Source organism: Geotalea daltonii FRC-32 (assembly GCF_000022265.1).
GTDB classification, from domain to species: Bacteria; Desulfobacterota; Desulfuromonadia; order Geobacterales; family Geobacteraceae; genus Geotalea; species Geotalea daltonii.
Genome location: NC_011979.1, coordinates 2,466,850 through 2,484,001 on the forward strand (window position 1 = coordinate 2,466,850; position 17,152 = coordinate 2,484,001).

Sequence of the window (17,152 nt, forward strand, 5' to 3'; positions counted from 1 at the left end):
TCACACTCCGGACTGCGGCACTATCAATTTTAAGCTACCTCGTTCCATACCCGCCGCAGTTTGTCGGCGCTGAACCGGAGCAGTTCCCGGTCCGGGGTAAAGACCTCCAGCGTGATGGTACCGTCATAACCGGCCGCCTTGAGGCTCCTGATGCAGCTTTCCAGGTCGAGGGTTCCTGCCCCCAGGGGCAGGTGCAGATCGTCGGTGCCGCGATTATCGTGCAGGTGTACGTGCCGCACCCGGTGGCCATAGTGCTCCATGATGGAGGACGTCGTGTTGTGCCGCACCTGCAGGTTGGTGTGGCCGATGTCCAGATGCAGGCCGAGCTCCGGGATCGCCTCCAGGAAATGGCCCAGTTGGGGCACGTCATTGACGTTGCCGGGAAGGTTTTCGATCATCAGCTCCATGTCCAGGCGGCGGGCCAGGGGGAGCAGCTCGCGGATGCTCTTCAGGTTCTGCTCCACTGAAAAAGCCGCATCATGCATGGGGGCCTTGAAATCGGGATGGATATTCATGCAGCATGCTCCCAGACGGGCCAAGATTTGCAGCGTGCTGGAAAAGGCCTCGACCGCCCCTTCACGAACCTCTTCGAAGGGATGTCCCAAAGGAAGATAATAGGCGGTATGGCCGATGACTCCCAGCCCCGTCTCCTGTAACAGCTCCCGCATTGAATCCACATCTACCTGCCAATGACCGGCGGCAGGAGGCTCCAGGGTCAGGTCGATGAAATCGAGCCCCATCTCCGCCATCCAGAGAATTTCGTCTTCAACCCGGTGTTGCGGGTGATTCATGGCACCTATCCGCATCATGACACCTCCGCGGTAAACCAGTCATCTGCCTTGAAAAGGGTGGTTCTTGTCCTGTCGATCAAAACCCCGTCTTCTGCCGGCGGTCTCAGTTCCATGCCCATTCTTTCCCAGATGAAGCGTGGAAAGGCAGCCGCCCTGCCGGGGCACATCCAGCAAAAAAGGCTCATCAGCGAAGTCAGGACTGGCCAATCATCACCGACCCTTGCCAAGAGCCGCTCCCAGTCCATTTCCGGTCCCTGGGCGAAGATGATATTGAGGATGTCTGGCCAGTCTGCCCTTTCCCGGCGCAGGATATAGAGCTTCGACCAGACAAGCTCTTCCGGTGGAATCAGGCGCAGTTTCACTTCCCGCACGGTCAGCTCCCATCCCTTTGTTGCCCATACCTCGTCCACTGAGCCCCGGCCGTTCAGCATCCGCCATAACAGGTCGACAATAAAGCCACGCCGGGTGCCACGGAAGCTCCAGGTGGGATCGTAGCCCACGGCGTTGTATTCGGCAAAACCCTGGTCGGCCATGATCTTCATCAGTTTTTTCTGGTCGGGTTCCACCACATACAGGTCCATATCCTTGGTGTTGCGCACATAGCCCGAATAGGCTGAAAGGGCCAGGCCACCCCCGATAGCCAGCCGCAATCCGCTCTTCCCTGCCGCTTCCAGGAGCTGGCCGTAGACTGCCAGTTGGTCGTCGGCCAGCATATCTGCAAGGATCATTTCCGCTCTGGCTGGGGGAAAAACCATCGGTTTCCTCCATTTGTTAAAGATGGGCCCTGTTTAATAATAACACAGAGTTCGTATGCCGAAAACCTGCGCTCAATTTATTGTCATCGGGTCCGGAAAGGATACACTTTCCCTAAGACAGGCGATGGAGGTAGCGTAGTGGCGACAAAGAATCGGAGCCAATGGATTTCCCCAGGCGCTGACGGGGAATTCACGGGGCGAGGATCGGGACCGATGACAGCCGATTGTTCCTTCTGTCAAATAATTACCGGTGCCTTGGGGGTACCGACTGTTTTTCAGGATGCTATCTCCTGGGCTTTCCTCGATTATCGTCCCCTTTTCCCGGGGCATACCCTGCTTGTTCCCCGGCTGCACGTGGAGACCCTCACCGACCTGCCCCAGGAACTGGTCGCCCCGCTTTTTTCCAACCTCCGGCTGTTGACACGGGCGGTGGAGCTTGGCTGCGACAGCGACGGCAGCTTTGTCGCCATGAATAACCGGGTGAGCCAGAGCGTGCCCCATCTGCATATCCACATCGTACCCCGGCGGAAGAAGGATGGCTTGAAGGGCTTTTTCTGGCCCAGACAGAAATACGGAGCAGGCGAGCCGGAGGAAACGGCGCAACGGATACGGCATGCGTTGGCGGGCATGGTGCAGTCGCAGGAGTAGTCACTTCTTCCTGAGGCTACGGCAGTCCGGAACAGGAAGGGACTGGAGGCAGGGTGGCAATCATTATCGGCGATCTCCACGGCAACATTACCAAGGCAAAAGCCTTTTTCGCCCATAAAAGGGAGGAGATCCATATTTGTCTCGGCGACTATGTGGATTCCTTCACCGAACCGGGGGAGCGGCAACTGCAATGCCTGCAGCTTCTGATCGAGTCGCAGTCCCTGCTGTTGTGGGGCAATCACGACCTCCACTATCTGCCGTACCCCCTGTGGCGCTGCAACGGCTTCCAGCTGGGCATGGCTCCGATCTACCGTGATATTTTCGCCAAGGCCCTGGAGACCGGTCGCATCCAGGCCGCCTGTGCCGTCGACGGTTGGCTCTGTACCCATGCCGGTGTCCATCCTGCGCTCATGGGAAGGGATATGACGGCGGATGAGGCAGCGGCTTTTCTCAACGGGGAGTTTCCCCGGCAACTGGCCGCCCGCGGGGGCCCGCTTTTTTATGTGGCTGCGGCGCGTGGAGGCACCGATCCCTTTGGCGGCATCTTCTGGTTTGATCCTTTCCGCGAGGGGACAGAGCCCAGCAGAATGGTGGGCAGGCAGGTATTCGGCCATACGGAACGGAAAATGCCCCATGTTACCGACCACTGGGCCTGTATCGATACTGTCAACTCCCCCCAATGCTGGGTTTTCGATACGTGCACCGGGCAAGCTGTCAGGATTTGAGTTACCCTATTCCGGTTCCTCCCACTTCACCGGCGTCGGCTCATGCTTGGTCAGCAGTATGGAGCAGGGGAGTTTCCGAATCAGCGCATCGTTCTCACCGCCGAAAAGCATATGCTCGATACGCCCTTCCTCGTGGGTCGGCAGCAGGATCAGGTCAATCTGCTCCTCCTTGACCAGCCGCACCGCTTCCTTGACGGCATCATTGCCGGTCAGATATTCCTTGACGGGGAATCCTACCCTGGCTACCCGGCTGATCGCCTGATCCAGTTCCTCTTTGTACTGTTCCCGCCGGGACAGGTAATTCTTGTACTCCTCCCCTTTAATAAACAGGCTCGGAGCATTGACGGCCGCGCCAAGATCCACAGCAGTGGGGATGGGACGCAGTACGCTCAGGGAGGCGCCGAACCGTTTGGCCAGATTGATGGCTTCGTGCAGGATGTCCCCGCTGCTCTCGATCATGCGGATGATGAGAAGAATGTGTTTGATGTCCTCCATGGATTGCTCTCCTTTCTTGTTCGTGCGGATCGTGCTTCCGCAGCTTCAGCTCTCTTCCTCAGGATATTCTCACCTTCGGGAAGAGGATGTTGTTTTCCAGGTGGACATGGGTGTGCAGGTCATCCTCGAATTCCTTCAGCTTCTTGTAGGTCAGTGTGAAGGTATTGCAGACATCATCGGGAATGGCATAATCCTGGGCCAGATGCCGGATTTTATGGATAGCATCCCCCACCTCCACGTGGTCCTGGCTCAGTCGGTCCAGGGTCTGTTTTATCAATGCGCGGTCTTCTGGTGCCGGTTCTCTCCCTTCCTTTTTTGCCTCTTCGATCCGCTTTACTGCGGGAAACAGTACCTCTTCCTCTTCCCGCAGGTGAGCCATGAGATCTTCGGCAATGCGGAAAAAAATGTCTGCGATTTCAATTACCTCCGGATGTCTGGCTCCGTGAACCTCGGCTATCTTGCGGGCATAGGCCGCTATGCCGCCTGCTTCGTCCCTGATGTAGCCGTGGTGGGTGTTGACGATGTAATCGGCGAGAAATGGCAGGTCCCATGATGCGTAATTCCGGCTTCTATCCGGCGGCTCGACCTTGGCCGCCGCGATCTCCTGCAGAAGCGGCGCCGGGTCGAGTCCCTTCTCACGGCAGGCCGTGGCGAGCGTAACACTGCCACCGCAGCAGAAGTCGATGCCGTACTTCTCGAACACGCGAGCCATCCGATAATCCTCTGCAACGAATTCACCAATCGTCTTCCCAGCGGCGTCCGCCGCCTGTGATGTATCTTCCATGGCTATCCTCCTGGATTGGTGTACTTCATTTCTGGAATAATGGTAACACAGGCGGGAACTCTTGCCAGTTTCAGGAGACAAACTGATATTCTCTTTTTCACACAACTCACGGTTCCCTGTGCAAGGCTCTTTTATTGACTTTGCCTGCCCCCATGTCATTATTATTAATAATATTAAATTAAAGATGAAAGGAGCGCTGGATGAAAACGAAAAAGGGTACAGCTGTATTTTCATTGCTTGCCGTCACCGGTTTGATCCTGATTTCCTCCGAATCCTGGACCCAGACCACGAAACAGGTGTCGTCCGATGCGGTTCAGGAAGCACAGACCCCCGGGAAGGTGTCCATAACTCGACCTGAGCAGAAGAAGAACGAGCATGACTTGAAGGATATTTTTGCCGCGACAAAGGCTGAATCCTCTTCGGCAGCCTTCAAGGAACAGCCGGATGAGGGGAAAATGGAAGGCTTTGATTTCTACCGTGACCCGCTCAATTCAAAAAAACCGATGATGACTTTTGATGAGATCTATAAAACGGATGTGGCGGAAAAGCCCAAGATCATGGAAAAACAGAAGGAGCTCCTGGAAAAACGCTACAACCTGAAGCCGAATCTGTCCTCCGATGTAAAGATGACCAGGGGCAAGCCGATTGCAGTCGGTCCGACGGCTCGGCTGGCTGACGGTGCCACCTGGGATAGTCTTGCCGCCATGAATGCCGAGGATATCCGCGCCAAGAAAGCATTCCCCTATCCGCCGCTTCCCCATCCCAAGCAGGTCACCGGCGGGCAGGTGTTCCCCAAGATGCAGATCGACATGTTTCCCCGGCTGCAGCGCTTTGATGTTGATTTCGATCTTCCCGATGCCTTTCTGCCTGAATTTCCTCCGGCAATCTTTCTGCAGAACCGGCCGGAGCTGGGGGATGTTTCCCGTGGCGAGGTGGTGTCCATCAACAACTATTACCGGCTGTTCAAGGACTTGCTGACGCCGGTGCAGCTGGACGGCCTGAGGATGCTGGTAACACCTTTCCCCCAGGAGGAATTCAACCCTACAGACGACCGCAAGTCTGAGGAAGCCAGCCTGGGGATTGCTTGTCTGGACTGTCACGTCAACGGACATACTACTGCCCAATTCCATCTCAATCCCGATATCAGGCCCCAGGAACGCAGGTTTCGCCTGGATACGACCAGCCTGCGCGGCATGTTCAACCAGCAAATACACTCATCCAAGCGCAGCCTCCGCTCCGTGGAGGATTTTACGGAATTTGAACAGCGCACTGCCTACTTCAACGGTGATGAGATTCATGCTGCGAAGAAAGGGATGAACATACTGAGCCGCGTCCAGGTATCCCACATGGCCCAGATGCAGAACATGTTCGATGTTCCGCCGGCGCCGAAACTTGACGTTTCGGGGCGTCTCGACCCGGCCAAGGCCTCCCAGGCCGAGCTTGCAGGCGAGAAGATCTTCTTCGAGAAGGGGAAATGCGGCAACTGCCATGTGCCGCCGTTCTATATGGATCAGCAGATGCACGACCTGAAAATGGAGCGCTTTACCCAGGAGCCGGGTGACGGCCCCATGAAGACTTTTACCCTGCGTGGCATCAAGGAAAGTCCTCCATATATGCACGACGGCCGCTGCCTGACCTTGGAAGACACCGTCGAATTTTTCAACCTGGTGCTTGGTCTCAAACTGACCGGCGAGGAGAAGAAGAACCTGGTGGCTTTCATGCGGGTGCTGTAATCAGATGCGAAGGTGATAAGTACTCCGGCAATTAAAACATCACGATCCAGCTGTAGGGGCGCTGCTTGCCGCGCCCCTGCTTGCTGGGCCCCTGTCATCCATATGTTTCCGCCACCGAGACGAATACCTGCATTGACCAAAAGCGGATGTTCATGGTAGATAGTTCCCATACCCCCCAATCCCCTGCTCTGTAAGGGGGAATTGGACATAAGTGAGCAGGGGGGTGAAAGTGGGACAAGGATACTATACGATTCTGTGATATTGTGTCCCAGGGGGAGCTTTATGAGATATGAGGAGATAGTGAAGTTCCATGGCCATGCCTGTCCCGGTCTGGCCATCGGTTATCGGATGGCCAATGCCGCCATGGAAGCCCTCAAGGCAGTGCGTGCCGGGGATGAAGAAATTGTCGCCATTGTGGAGAACGATGCCTGCGGCGTCGACGCGTTGCAATGCATCAGCGGGTGCACTTTCGGAAAAGGAAACCTTATCTTCCGCGATTACGGCAAGCAGGTCTATACTTTATATTCACGCACCAGCGGCAACGGGGTGCGGGTCGTCTATCACGGAAACGGCGTCCCTGCCAAACTTGCCGGCGACCGGGCCGCTCGCGCCGAGTTCATCCTCGGTGCACCCGCCGATCAACTTCTGACCATGAACGAAGTGACGATGACAGAGCCGGAAAGGGCGGGAAGCCGTTCATCGGTTTTATGCGCTCGGTGCCACGAAGAAGTGATGGAGACCCGGCTGCGGGAGGTTGCTGGTGAGCGGCTTTGCGTTCCCTGTGCCGAGAAGGTCTCTGCCCATTAAATTCTAATCATGCAGCGGTTGCGGACATCAGCCCGGCGTGTTATTGTATTGTCTTTCATGGGCGCAAAATGATCACTGCCGGGGCAAGCAAGACATGTATCTGGAATATTACGGCTTCAGAGAGAAACCATTTTCCATAACACCTAATCCCCGCTTCATTTTCCTCAGCAAAAACCACCAGGAAGCCTTCGCCCATCTCCTTTACGGCGTAAACAGCCGTTGCGGCTTCATTCAATTGACCGGCGAGGTGGGAACCGGCAAGACAACGGTCCTGCGTACCTTTCTCAACCGGCTCGACGAGGACGGCTATCGCACGGCGCTCATCTTCAACCCGTGCCTGTCGTCGGATGAACTGCTCCGCACCATCAACCGCGATTTCGCCATTCCCCACGAGGATCTGAGCCGGGCGCAGCTCCTGGAGGTGCTGAACACCTTTCTCCTTGAGCAGAGGGAGGCCGGGCGGATAGTTGTCCTGGTCATAGACGAGGCACAGAATCTGGCCGCCGATGTCCTGGAACAGATCCGCCTCATTTCCAACCTGGAAACGGAAACGGAGAAGCTGATCCAGATTATTCTGGCAGGCCAGCCGGAGCTTGAAAAGCTGCTGGCCCGGACCGAATTGCGGCAGCTGAAGCAGCGGATACTGGTACGATACCATCTGCTCCCCATGGATTTCGAGGATACAAAGGGGTACGTGGAACATCGCCTGGAATTGGCCAGTGGCGGGGTGATCTTTTCCGCTTCAGCGCTCAAAAAAATCTTTCGCTATTCCGGCGGTATTCCACGTCTGATCAACATCGTCTGCGACAGAGCCCTCTTGGTGGGTTTTGCGGAAGGAAGCCGCGAAATCAGGGGTGGAATGGCGGGCACTGCCATTGCTGAAGTCGAAAACAGCAGGAGAGGTTGGTGGAAGCGCCTGTGGTGCAGGCTTCGGCTGGCCGACTAATTTCGAGGAGATGGGAGCATGCTATGAGTTCCATTCTAAAAGCCCTGAAGAAAGTGGAAGAGGAAAAAGCTGCCCAGCGTAATGCCATGCCCCTTGCCAGTGATGTGGCGAGGAACCGCCGCAGCCGAAAACCGGCATCCTTCTGGAAAATTCCTGCTGCACTGGTTGTTGTTGCCGTCACTGCGATACTCTCTACGTTCGCTGCCATGGGTGGTTTTACTACTGCTAAAACAAGACCAACCACACCTCCAGACGTGAATGGGGCGGTTACCTCCCTTGGCAAAGGGGCGACTCCCGTTGCCGTTCAGGTGCAGTCAGTCCAGTTTCCTTCAGATGGAACGAATGAACCGGCGGTCGTGCAAAAGCAGCAATCTGCACCTGTGCCAATACCAAAGCAGCGGGTTAAACAGCCTGCCGTCAAACCGGCTGTCCCAACATCGGCCAAACCTCCTGCCTTCGCCCCCGCAGTGGCTGTGCGAAGGGGAACGGGGCCTTTTCTTCGTACCACCAGCGGTTCGGTTTCAGTAGAGGAGAACCACCTCGACTTCAAAGTAAGTGGCATTGGCTGGCAGAAGGAAGGCTCGTCGCGACTGGCAGTGGTCAACGGTGTTGCCGTTACCCAGGGCGCAATGGTGGATGGGGCGAAGGTGGTGGAGATCCTTCCGGACAGGGTGCGCCTTTCCCAAGGCGGGAGTATATTCGAGATATTGCTGGGCAAGATCAATCAATACAGGTGAACCTTCAATGACAGTGGAAAATCAGGCAAAAGACATGGCCGCGTGGGAATCTTTATGTGAACAGTGCGGACTCTGCTGTTTTGAAAAGATAGAAGACGAATCGGGGGCAATCTTTTTCACCTCTACCCCATGCCGCTATCTGGATGTGGTGACCCGGGAATGCAAGATTTACGAGCGGCGCTTCCAGATCTGTCCCGAATGCATTCAGCTGACCGAGGAGCTGGTCAGGGAGCTGAATTGGCTCCATGATGACTGCGGCTATCGTAAGGCACAGGGGCTGAAAAGACAGAGAAGGGTGAGGGGTGAGGGGTGACGAGTACAGCTTTACATTTATGAACAGGAGTTCGCATTGCAAAAAAAGAACAATGAAGCTGCAATACTAAAACTGGTGAAGGGGGGGCGTGCGTCTTCGCTGACCTTCGCCGGACTTCCCTTCGTGGAGAAGGCCCGATATCTGAAAAGGCTTGGGGCCAAGGAACGTATGGACCTGATCATTGGCGATGCCGAAGGGGAGCGCCTGGTCCGGGAGATGGAGCCCCAGGAATTCTTCTGGATGGTGAAGGATGTGGGGGAGACAGATGCCCTGGACCTGGTCCAGCTTGCTTCGCCTGAGCAGTGCCTGTTCCTGCTGGATATGGAGCTATGGTCCAAGTGGTCCTTTTCCCATGACAAGGCGGTGGAGTGGTACGGTTACTTGCTGGAAGGGGGAGATGACAAGTTCAGGGAACTTCTGCCGAGCATGGATTTCGAGCTGCTTCAGCTTTTCCTCAATCGTGAAATCATCGTCGGCGGCGGCATAGGAGACATGTCCAATGACGAAGAGCGCCTGGCGGACTGGGATCACACCTTTGACGGCACATTCATGATTACCTTTAAAAATCCCAAACACAGCCAAGTTCTGGGCCGATTCATCGAAAGCATCAGGCGAATCGATGAGCAGCTCTATGTGGCTCTCATGGAAGGGGTCAAGAGTGACGTGGACCTGGAACTTGAGGATATCTGCTATCAGTTTCGCTCCGGTCGCCTGGCCGATCTGGGTTTCCCCCCCCTTGACGAGGCACTTTCCTTCTATGCAAGGGTGAAGCCCTCTTCCTTTAGCCTTCATGGGGACAAAAAACAAATTGCAATCGGTTCGACGGCAGCTCTGCCGGTGCCGGTCAGTGCCGATAACGCTCTTTTACAGCGAGCACTGGCTCTGGCTGATTCGGAAGAGTTGTATATGGAGCTTAACTACCTTATCAATAACGCCCTGGTGGCGGACGGGACCGCACTTGCCGACACCGAGGTAATGCACATGGTGGTTACCCGGGTCTATGGTTACCTTAACATGGCTTTGGAAACCATATGCGGCGATGATGCAAAAAAAGCCGGTGAGGTCTTGACTGGGGAATTTCTGAAGAGGCTTTTCCAGCTTGGCTACAGCATTATTTTGGATCTGAAGACCCGCGCCGAAGGCGTTACTATCGAGGATTACGCGGCGAATAAGCTCCTCAACGGCCTTAAAAACAAGCGGCCCAGGTTCTATCGCGGCCTGGATGCGGATACGGCCGATGGCTACCGTGAATTCCGTTCAATGGCCGATGTTGCCAAGGTCGATGCATTTCTGCGCCGTATGGGAGTCTGAAGGTTCTGGTTAATTTTATTAAAGATTGACAAATTATTGTAGCGGCTATAAAATTCGAGGTCTTTTTCTTGAACTTTTAGTCCATAAATATGGTTGAGGAGGGTTTAAACGATGGAGATGAAGGATTACATTTTTACCTCTGAATCGGTTTCCGAGGGTCATCCCGACAAGGTAGCCGACCAGGTTTCAGATGCTATTCTCGATGCTATTCTTGCCCAGGATCCCAGATCCAGGGTTGCCTGTGAAACACTGGTCACAACCGGCATGGCGGTTATTGCCGGAGAGATCACCACCAATGCCATTGTCGACTATCCGAAAATTGTTCGCGAGACCATCAAGGAGATCGGCTATAACGATTCGGCCATGGGCTTTGACTGGGAAACCTGTGCCGTTCTCACCTCTATCGATAAACAGTCCCCCGATATCGCCCAGGGTGTTGACGAGGGCGCCGGGCTTTTCAAGGATCAGGGGGCCGGCGACCAGGGGCTGATGTTCGGCTACGCCTGCACCGAAACTCCGGAACTGATGCCCATGTCGATCCTCCTTTCCCACAAGCTGGTGAAAAAGCTTGCCGATGTGCGTAAAGCCGGCATCCTCGACTTCCTCCGTCCCGATTCAAAATCCCAGGTTTCCATCAGGTATGAGAACGACAGGCCGGTTCATGTCGACACGGTCGTTATTTCCTCCCAGCACACTCCGGAGGTTTCCTACGAAACCATCAAGGAGGGGATCATCGAAGAAGTCGTCAAGAAGATCATTCCTGCTGAATTGATGAATGACTCAACCCGCTTTCTTATCAACCCCACAGGCCGTTTCGTCATCGGTGGCCCCATGGGTGACTGCGGCCTGACCGGCCGCAAGATCATCGTCGATAGCTACGGTGGCCATGGTGCCCATGGTGGCGGCGCTTTCTCGGGCAAGGATCCCTCAAAGGTCGACCGTTCCGCAGCCTACATGGGACGCTATGTGGCCAAGAACCTGGTTGCCGCCGGTCTTGCCGAGAAATGCGAAGTGCAGGTGGCTTATGCCATCGGCGTTGCCGAGCCTGTTTCCGTCATGGTGGATACCTCGGGCACCGGCAAGATCCCTTCCGCGAGGATTGCCCAGATCGTCCGCGAAGTATTCGACCTGCGTCCCAGGGCCATCATCGAGCAGCTCGACCTGCTCCGTCCTATCTACAAAAAAACCGCCGCTTACGGCCACTTCGGCCGCGAGCTGCCCGAATTTACCTGGGAGAAGACCGACAAGGTTTCCCTGATCAGGGAGAAGGCGGGACTTTAGAGGCGGTGATTGGTGATTGGTGATTGGTGACGTGTTTAAAAGGCCGGGAGAAATTTCTTCCGGCCTTTTCTATTGAAGAATAACTTCGAAGTTCGAACTTCGAACCCCGTTTTCACACTCCCCGTGAAAAGCGGTACCCAACTCCGCGCACCGTCTGGAAATAGACCGGTTTGGCCGGATCAGGTTCGAAATACTTGCGCAGCCTGACGATAAAATTGTCCAAAGTGCGGGTTTCGGCATCGGAAGCATAGCCCCAGACGTTTTCCAGCAGCACTTTTCGCGGGATAGCCTCACCTTCCTTCTGAAAGAACAGCGACAGCATCTTCACTTCCAGGTCCGTCAGATCAATCTCTCCCTGGGGTGTTTTTGCCCGGTAGGAGAGCAGGTAAACCTGATTCTCGCCGAAACGGTAACCTTCCTCAATCGGGTCCGGTCTGTACCATGCAGAGCGTCGAAGCATCCCTTTCACCCGCAGCAGAAATTCGTCCAGGTTGAATGGTTTGGTCAGGTAGTCATCTGCTCCCCCTGCAAGTCCGGCGATCCTGTCCCGCTCATCGGAACGGGCAGTCAACATCAGAACCGGCACCCTTGCATCCAGCTCCCTGACTTTTTTGCAGACAACAAAGCCATCGATTCCGGGGAGCATCACATCCAGGATAATCAAGTCGAAGCGTTCGAACTTGACCCGTTCCAGTGCCTCCTCACCGCTCTCCACATGGCTCACCCGAAGATTTTCAAGCTCCAGGTTGAAGCAGATGCCTCGCGCCAGATGGATTTCGTCTTCCACCAGAAGTATGTGCGGCTTATCATTGCTCATGCTGACTTTCTCCTGTTTTCAGGATCTACCAGCGGCAGAGTGATATGGAATGTGGAACCTTTGCCCAAGCCTTCGCTGGTTACGCCGATCTTTCCGCTATGGGCGTTTACCACTGATTTTACGATGTACAACCCCAGACCGGTGCCGCGGATGTTATCGCCGGGGGTCCGCACCCTGTAGAAGAGGGCAAAGATCCTGCTCACCTCATTTTTTTCAAGCCCCTTGCCTTTGTCCTGAAAGTCGAGCTGACAGTTTTTGCCGCTTCTCTTCAAGGTTACCCTGATGTCTGGTGAAACCGGGGAGTAGAGCAAGGCATTCTCGAAAAGGTTGCGCAGGGCCATCTCCATCCCCTCACTATCTATTTGTGCCATCAGACCTTCTTCAACCTCCACATGCAGCCGTCCCCCCTCGGGCAGTTCCGGGCGCTTTTTCTCCATGTATTCCCGGACAAAAGCGGAAAAATCAATGGTCTTCTGCTCGACGGCAAGTTGGCGGTACTCGATGCGGGTAGCCATCAGGAGATTGCTGATGAGATTGTTGAGCCTTCCCGTATCCGAGAGCATGGTGTCCAGGAACAGGTCGAGCTTTTCCTGGGGGGGCTTGCGCAGCTTGATGGTCTGCAGGTGAAGCTGGATCGAAGCCAGTGGAGACTTCAACTCGTGGGTCAGTTGGGAAATAAAGCTCCTCTGTTGCCGATAAAGCTTGGCCTGGCGCCTCCAGTAGAGGAACATGACGTAGACCCCGGCGAGGATTGCCACCAGCAAGATTAGCCCCTCTACCAGCACGACCCAGTTAAGGCCATGGCCGATCAGTTCCGGCTTGTAACGCTGGGCCAGGTCGCGGAATTCCCGATTCCGGCCGAGGAACCAGTAGATCCAGAAGATCACCAGCAGGATCCAGACCAGCTGGATACCGATCAAGGCAATAAGAGGGGTGAAGATTCTTTTATACCATTTCATGGTTTTTGTGTAGCACTCGCCAGCTCGATTTGCAAGGGGATTTAACTCGCCGGAAGGTGGCAGCCCTACTTCTTAATTAGTCAAAAAAATGAGATTACGCTTTTCTTTTACCTGCAAAAAAGATATTTTGGGGATCACATTCGATTAAAATTAATAAACTCGCGAAAAAGGTAGCGTCAATGTTCAGGATTATATATAAGCTACTGGTGAAGATGATGTGTTTTGCAATATTTACCACATTGGTTATGCCGGCGACCGGGCAATGCGAGTTCTACCAATACGAAGACGAAAACGGCGCCGTCAACTTTACCGACGACCCGGGTAAGATCCCGAAGAAGCTGAAAAAGAAACATAAAGTGCGGAGCGATGACGATGACAATCCACAAAACTCGGTCATGCGCGTCAGGATCCTGAGGAACAGGGTGCTGTTACCGGTAACCCTCAGCTATCGGGGCAATGAAGTCAAGGCCAACCTTGTGCTGGATACGGGTGCAGAGGTTTCGACTATCAGCTCAAGTCTTGCGGCACGGCTTCGCATCAGGCCGGAAGACGCAGACCTGGCCTATGCACAGGGGATCGGTTCAGGCATCCAGGTTACCGGCCGTGTGAGCCTCGACTATATGCTGGTGGGTCCGAATCGAAAATACGACATGGATGTAATCGTCGTCGAGAGCGGCGGTTACGATGGTCTTCTCGGCATGAACTTCTTGCGGGAACTCCGTTATCACGTGGACTTCAACACCAGCACCATCAAATGGGGGGACTAATCCCCCCAATGCTGTTGCTTCATTACAATCTGCCTCCCTCTGCACCCGCCAATTGACGATTGATTTCCGTTCCCCCTTTTACAATACTATTACATTAAAAAGTCCCGTTATCTGTTATGTTTCAAGGGCAGAACAGCATGTACGCCACCCGTCGCTGGAGGACAGGATCATGTTCAAGCCCTTGAAAATTGGCAAGTATGAAACACGGTACCCATTGGTTCAGGGAGGGATGGGGGTTCGTATCTCTGCGGGTTCCCTCGCCGGTCATGTCGCGAAATGTGGCGGAGTCGGGCTGGTGGCTGCACCGGGCATCGCCCTCAACAGCGGCCTGTATGACGGGTCCAACTATTTCGATGCTGATCTGGAAGCATTCAAGGCAGAACTGCATAAGGCATACGAAATTGCCCCTGACGGCATTATCGGCGTCAATGTCATGGTGGCTCTTTCCGATTACGAGAAACTGGTAGGAGCTGCCGTCGAGGGTGGAGCTAAGGTTATTGTCTGCGGTGCCGGCTTGCCATTGACCCTGCCGGGACTTACCGCCCATGCCCCAGATGTGGCGCTGGTTCCCATTGTTTCCTCTGTACGGTGTGCCCAACTGATAGCTAAAAAATGGGAGAAAGGCTACAACCGCCTCCCCGATGCGGTGGTTGTGGAAGATCCTGATACGGCTGGCGGTCATCTGGGAGAGAAGATGGAATGCATCGGCACCGGTGAGTACGATCAGTATGCAACGGTGCGCGGGGTGAAGGAATTCTTCCGCACAGAATATAATATTGATATGCCGGTCATTGCTGCCGGAGGCATTTGGGACCGCGCCGACGTGCTTCATGCCCTTGAACAGGGTGCTGACGGGGTGCAGATGGCCAGCCGTTTTGTGCCCACGGTGGAGTGCGATGCCGATGATGCATTCAAACAGGCTTATCTGGATTGCAAAAAGGAAGATATCGGTCTGATCATGAGCCCTGCCGGCCTGCCGGGGCGGGCGATCCTCAAAAACCAGGATCAGATTGTCCTGTACGACGAACTCAGGAGCTCGGTTTGCACCACCGGTTGTCTGAAGAAATGCTCCTACAAAGAGAGCGGCGAGCGTTTCTGTATTGTCAAGGCCCTGGACCGCGCCCAGCGTGGAGATGTGGAAACTGGTCTTATCTTCTGCGGCACCAATGCCTGGAAGGCCGATCGGATAACAACGGTGCAGGAAATATTTGACGAGCTGTTTGCTGAATCTGCCGTGGCGGAAAGAGCGGCATAGATCACATCAACATACAATTCAAATGCGGCCCGCGGTTCTCGGGGGCCGTTTTGTTTTCCGGCCCTTTCCCCCTATGGTTCTTAATCCTCTGACAGTATCCCCACGATTTATTCATCCTTAAAAAAGCCTGTACTCATAGTTCATGTGTGCTATGCTTATCCCCTGCCTGTCAATTCAAACGCAGTGTGAAGTTGCCTGGAGGAAAAGCCGTTGCCCAACTCCATGATGCATTGCCAGATCTCAAGTCACACCCATGATCGTTATACCCATGCCTGGCCTCTGTCATTTCATGCCCTTTGCCGGTTAGTCATCCTTCCGTGGATAACTGCGCTCATCCTTTACTGGCCATTACCAGCTTCTGCCCGACCGGGCGCCGACTCGTCGGCACCTGTCATTGTCGGCGGGGACCGGGACTACCCCCCCTATGAATTCATTGACAAGAATGGTCATGCGGCGGGTTTTAATGTTGAGCTGACCAGAGCCATTGCCGAGGTCATGGGCATGGACGTGCAGTTCAGGCTGGGTGGCTGGTCGGAGATGCGCTCGGCCTTGCAATCGAACCAGGTTGATGTCCTGGATGGTATGTCTTACTCAGAAGAGCGGGCAAAGGAAGTGGATTTTTCCCTGCCCCACGCCATGATCAACCATGCAGTCTTCGCCCGCCGGGATTCACCCACGGTAAACTCACTGGCTGAATTAGCAGGGAAGTCCGTTGCCGTCCATGGGGGCGGGATCATGCACGACATCTTGACCCAGCAGGGTTTCTCCGGCAGGCTCGAGCTTACGGCAACGCCGGCAGATGCCCTGCGCCTTCTGGCTGCAGGTAAGACCGACTATGCCATTGTCGCCATCCTCCCCGGAATGTACATCGTCCGTGAACTAAAGCTGACAAATATCTATCCGGCAGTGCGCAATGTGGCCACTCACCGCTATTGCTTTGCCGTTAAAAAAGGCAATGCCGAACTGCTCTCGCGATTCAACGAGGGTTTGGCTATTCTTCGCAAAACCGGACAATATGACGTGATCTACAACAAATGGCTGGGGGTGATGGAGCCGGAGCATGTGGACTGGAAGACCGTCGCCAAATATGGTGCGGTCGTTGTTATCCCACTGGTGATGCTTTTAGGTGGTTTTGCCCTCTGGTCGCGCACGTTACATCGGCAAGTAGCCGTTCGTACTGCTGATCTGACCAGAGAAATCGCCGAGCGCAAACATGCCGAGGAGGAGTTGCGCCTGAACCAGCAGCAGCTTGTCCAAGCTGATAAACTGGCTGCATTGGGGGTACTGGTTTCCGGCGTTGCCCATGAGATCAACAATCCCACCGGCTTAATCCTACTTGATGTGCCGATTCTGAAACGGGCTCACGCCGATTCAGAGCGCATCCTTGAGCAGCATTATCAAGCCAACGGGGATTTCAGCATCGGCGGGATACCCTACTCAGAAATGCGCCATGAGATCCCTAGAATCCTGGACGAGATGCAGGATGGGGCGAAACGGATCAAGAGGATTGTCAACGATCTGAAGGATTTTGCCCGCCGGGATGATTTGGCTGAGAAACAGCGGGTTGATTTCAATGGCATCGTGGAGACGGCGCTACGACTGGTTGATCCTACGATTCGCAAGGCGACCAACCATCTGCAGATTGAGTATGCCCGGGAAATGCCGTCAATCATGGGCAACAGCCAACGGATTGAGCAGGTGGTGGTTAACCTGATTCTGAACGCATGTCAGGCTTTGCCCGATGCGGAGCGGGCCATTGTCATCAGCACCCGTTATAACCGTACTACTGCCAGCGCCATATTGGTTGTCCGTGACGAAGGTGTCGGCATTGACTCAGAGAATCTGTCACGCCTGACGGATCCCTTTTTTACCACAAAGAGGGAAAGCGGGGGGACCGGTCTTGGCTTGTCGGTTTCTGATGGCATCATCAAGGAGCACGGGGGCCGTATATTTTTTAAGTCAACCCTTGGTGCCGGCACTACCGTTACCTTGTCCATACCGGTCATTAAAGAGGAGCAGACGACGTGA

At 54.7% G+C, this 17,152-nt stretch carries 18 protein-coding genes; 12 read left to right on the forward strand and 6 right to left on the reverse strand.

Annotation, left to right across the window (positions count from 1 at the left end):
* Positions 1–29: 29 nt before the first annotated feature.
* Together GEOB_RS11090 and GEOB_RS11095 are read right to left on the reverse strand one after the other, a co-directional pair.
* A complete protein-coding gene (locus GEOB_RS11090; RefSeq protein ID WP_012647312.1) occupies positions 30–809 on the reverse strand; it encodes a sugar phosphate isomerase/epimerase family protein in 780 nt (259 codons plus the stop codon).
* The gene (locus GEOB_RS11095) at positions 806–1,546 is read right to left on the reverse strand and encodes a nucleotidyltransferase family protein (protein WP_012647313.1); all 741 of its coding nucleotides are present in this window, start codon (positions 1,544–1,546) and stop codon (positions 806–808) included. The genes GEOB_RS11090 and GEOB_RS11095 overlap by 4 nt, the downstream gene beginning before the upstream one ends.
* A gap of 138 nt (positions 1,547–1,684) precedes the next feature.
* Between GEOB_RS11095 and GEOB_RS11100 the strand changes: the two genes are divergently transcribed.
* Together GEOB_RS11100 and GEOB_RS11105 are read left to right on the forward strand one after the other, a co-directional pair.
* The gene (locus tag GEOB_RS11100; RefSeq protein WP_230198930.1) at positions 1,685–2,194 is read left to right on the forward strand and encodes an HIT family protein; all 510 of its coding nucleotides are present in this window, start codon (positions 1,685–1,687) and stop codon (positions 2,192–2,194) included.
* Between the two features lie 53 nt (positions 2,195–2,247).
* Positions 2,248–2,919, forward strand: coding sequence for a metallophosphoesterase family protein (locus GEOB_RS11105; protein WP_012647315.1), 672 nt, complete (start codon positions 2,248–2,250; stop codon positions 2,917–2,919).
* A 6-nt stretch (positions 2,920–2,925) separates the two neighbouring features.
* Here GEOB_RS11105 and GEOB_RS11110 read toward each other — a convergent pair whose 3' ends face one another.
* Both GEOB_RS11110 and ric read right to left on the reverse strand, forming a co-directional pair.
* The gene (locus tag GEOB_RS11110) at positions 2,926–3,414 is read right to left on the reverse strand and encodes a universal stress protein (RefSeq protein ID WP_012647316.1); all 489 of its coding nucleotides are present in this window, start codon (positions 3,412–3,414) and stop codon (positions 2,926–2,928) included.
* A gap of 58 nt (positions 3,415–3,472) precedes the next feature.
* A complete protein-coding gene (ric, locus tag GEOB_RS11115; protein ID WP_012647317.1) occupies positions 3,473–4,198 on the reverse strand; it encodes an iron-sulfur cluster repair di-iron protein in 726 nt (241 codons plus the stop codon).
* A gap of 200 nt (positions 4,199–4,398) precedes the next feature.
* Between ric and GEOB_RS11120 the strand changes: the two genes are divergently transcribed.
* From GEOB_RS11120 to metK, 7 genes are all read left to right on the forward strand, one after another.
* Positions 4,399–5,931 carry a cytochrome b6 gene (locus GEOB_RS11120; RefSeq protein WP_012647318.1) on the forward strand — a complete coding sequence of 511 codons (1,533 nt, stop codon included), beginning with the start codon at positions 4,399–4,401 and terminating at the stop codon, positions 5,929–5,931.
* A gap of 282 nt (positions 5,932–6,213) precedes the next feature.
* The gene (locus tag GEOB_RS11125; RefSeq protein WP_012647319.1) at positions 6,214–6,738 is read left to right on the forward strand and encodes an FmdE family protein; all 525 of its coding nucleotides are present in this window, start codon (positions 6,214–6,216) and stop codon (positions 6,736–6,738) included.
* A 94-nt stretch (positions 6,739–6,832) separates the two neighbouring features.
* Entirely contained in the window at positions 6,833–7,684 is an 852-nt protein-coding gene (locus GEOB_RS11130; RefSeq protein ID WP_012647320.1) for an ExeA family protein, read from the forward strand.
* 23 nt (positions 7,685–7,707) lie between these two features.
* The gene (locus GEOB_RS11135; protein WP_012647321.1) at positions 7,708–8,421 is read left to right on the forward strand and encodes a hypothetical protein; all 714 of its coding nucleotides are present in this window, start codon (positions 7,708–7,710) and stop codon (positions 8,419–8,421) included.
* 7 nt (positions 8,422–8,428) lie between these two features.
* Positions 8,429–8,734, forward strand: a complete 306-nt coding sequence (locus GEOB_RS11140) for a YcgN family cysteine cluster protein (protein WP_012647322.1) — start codon at positions 8,429–8,431, stop codon at positions 8,732–8,734.
* 36 nt (positions 8,735–8,770) lie between these two features.
* Positions 8,771–10,045, forward strand: a complete 1,275-nt coding sequence (locus tag GEOB_RS11145; RefSeq protein ID WP_012647323.1) for a DUF6178 family protein — start codon at positions 8,771–8,773, stop codon at positions 10,043–10,045.
* Between the two features lie 111 nt (positions 10,046–10,156).
* Complete coding sequence (gene metK, locus GEOB_RS11150; RefSeq protein WP_012647324.1) at positions 10,157–11,326, forward strand: methionine adenosyltransferase; 1,170 nt, start codon at positions 10,157–10,159, stop codon at positions 11,324–11,326.
* Between the two features lie 112 nt (positions 11,327–11,438).
* On the opposite strand, the gene GEOB_RS11155 is transcribed toward metK, so the two are convergent.
* On the reverse strand, positions 11,439–12,143 hold the full coding sequence (locus tag GEOB_RS11155; protein ID WP_012647325.1) for a response regulator transcription factor: 705 nt from the start codon (positions 12,141–12,143) through the stop codon (positions 11,439–11,441).
* A complete protein-coding gene (locus GEOB_RS11160; RefSeq protein WP_012647326.1) occupies positions 12,140–13,102 on the reverse strand; it encodes a sensor histidine kinase in 963 nt (320 codons plus the stop codon). Before GEOB_RS11160 ends, GEOB_RS11155 begins: the two co-directional genes overlap by 4 nt.
* A gap of 179 nt (positions 13,103–13,281) precedes the next feature.
* On the opposite strand from GEOB_RS11160, the gene GEOB_RS11165 reads away from it, so the two are divergent.
* The 3 genes from GEOB_RS11165 (at position 13,282) to GEOB_RS11175 (ending at position 17,152) form a co-directional block, all read left to right on the forward strand.
* Complete coding sequence (locus tag GEOB_RS11165) at positions 13,282–13,869, forward strand: retropepsin-like aspartic protease (protein WP_012647327.1); 588 nt, start codon at positions 13,282–13,284, stop codon at positions 13,867–13,869.
* 169 nt (positions 13,870–14,038) lie between these two features.
* Positions 14,039–15,124, forward strand: coding sequence for an NAD(P)H-dependent flavin oxidoreductase (locus GEOB_RS11170; protein WP_012647328.1), 1,086 nt, complete (start codon positions 14,039–14,041; stop codon positions 15,122–15,124).
* 210 nt (positions 15,125–15,334) lie between these two features.
* Entirely contained in the window at positions 15,335–17,152 is a 1,818-nt protein-coding gene (locus GEOB_RS11175; RefSeq protein ID WP_012647329.1) for a transporter substrate-binding domain-containing protein, read from the forward strand.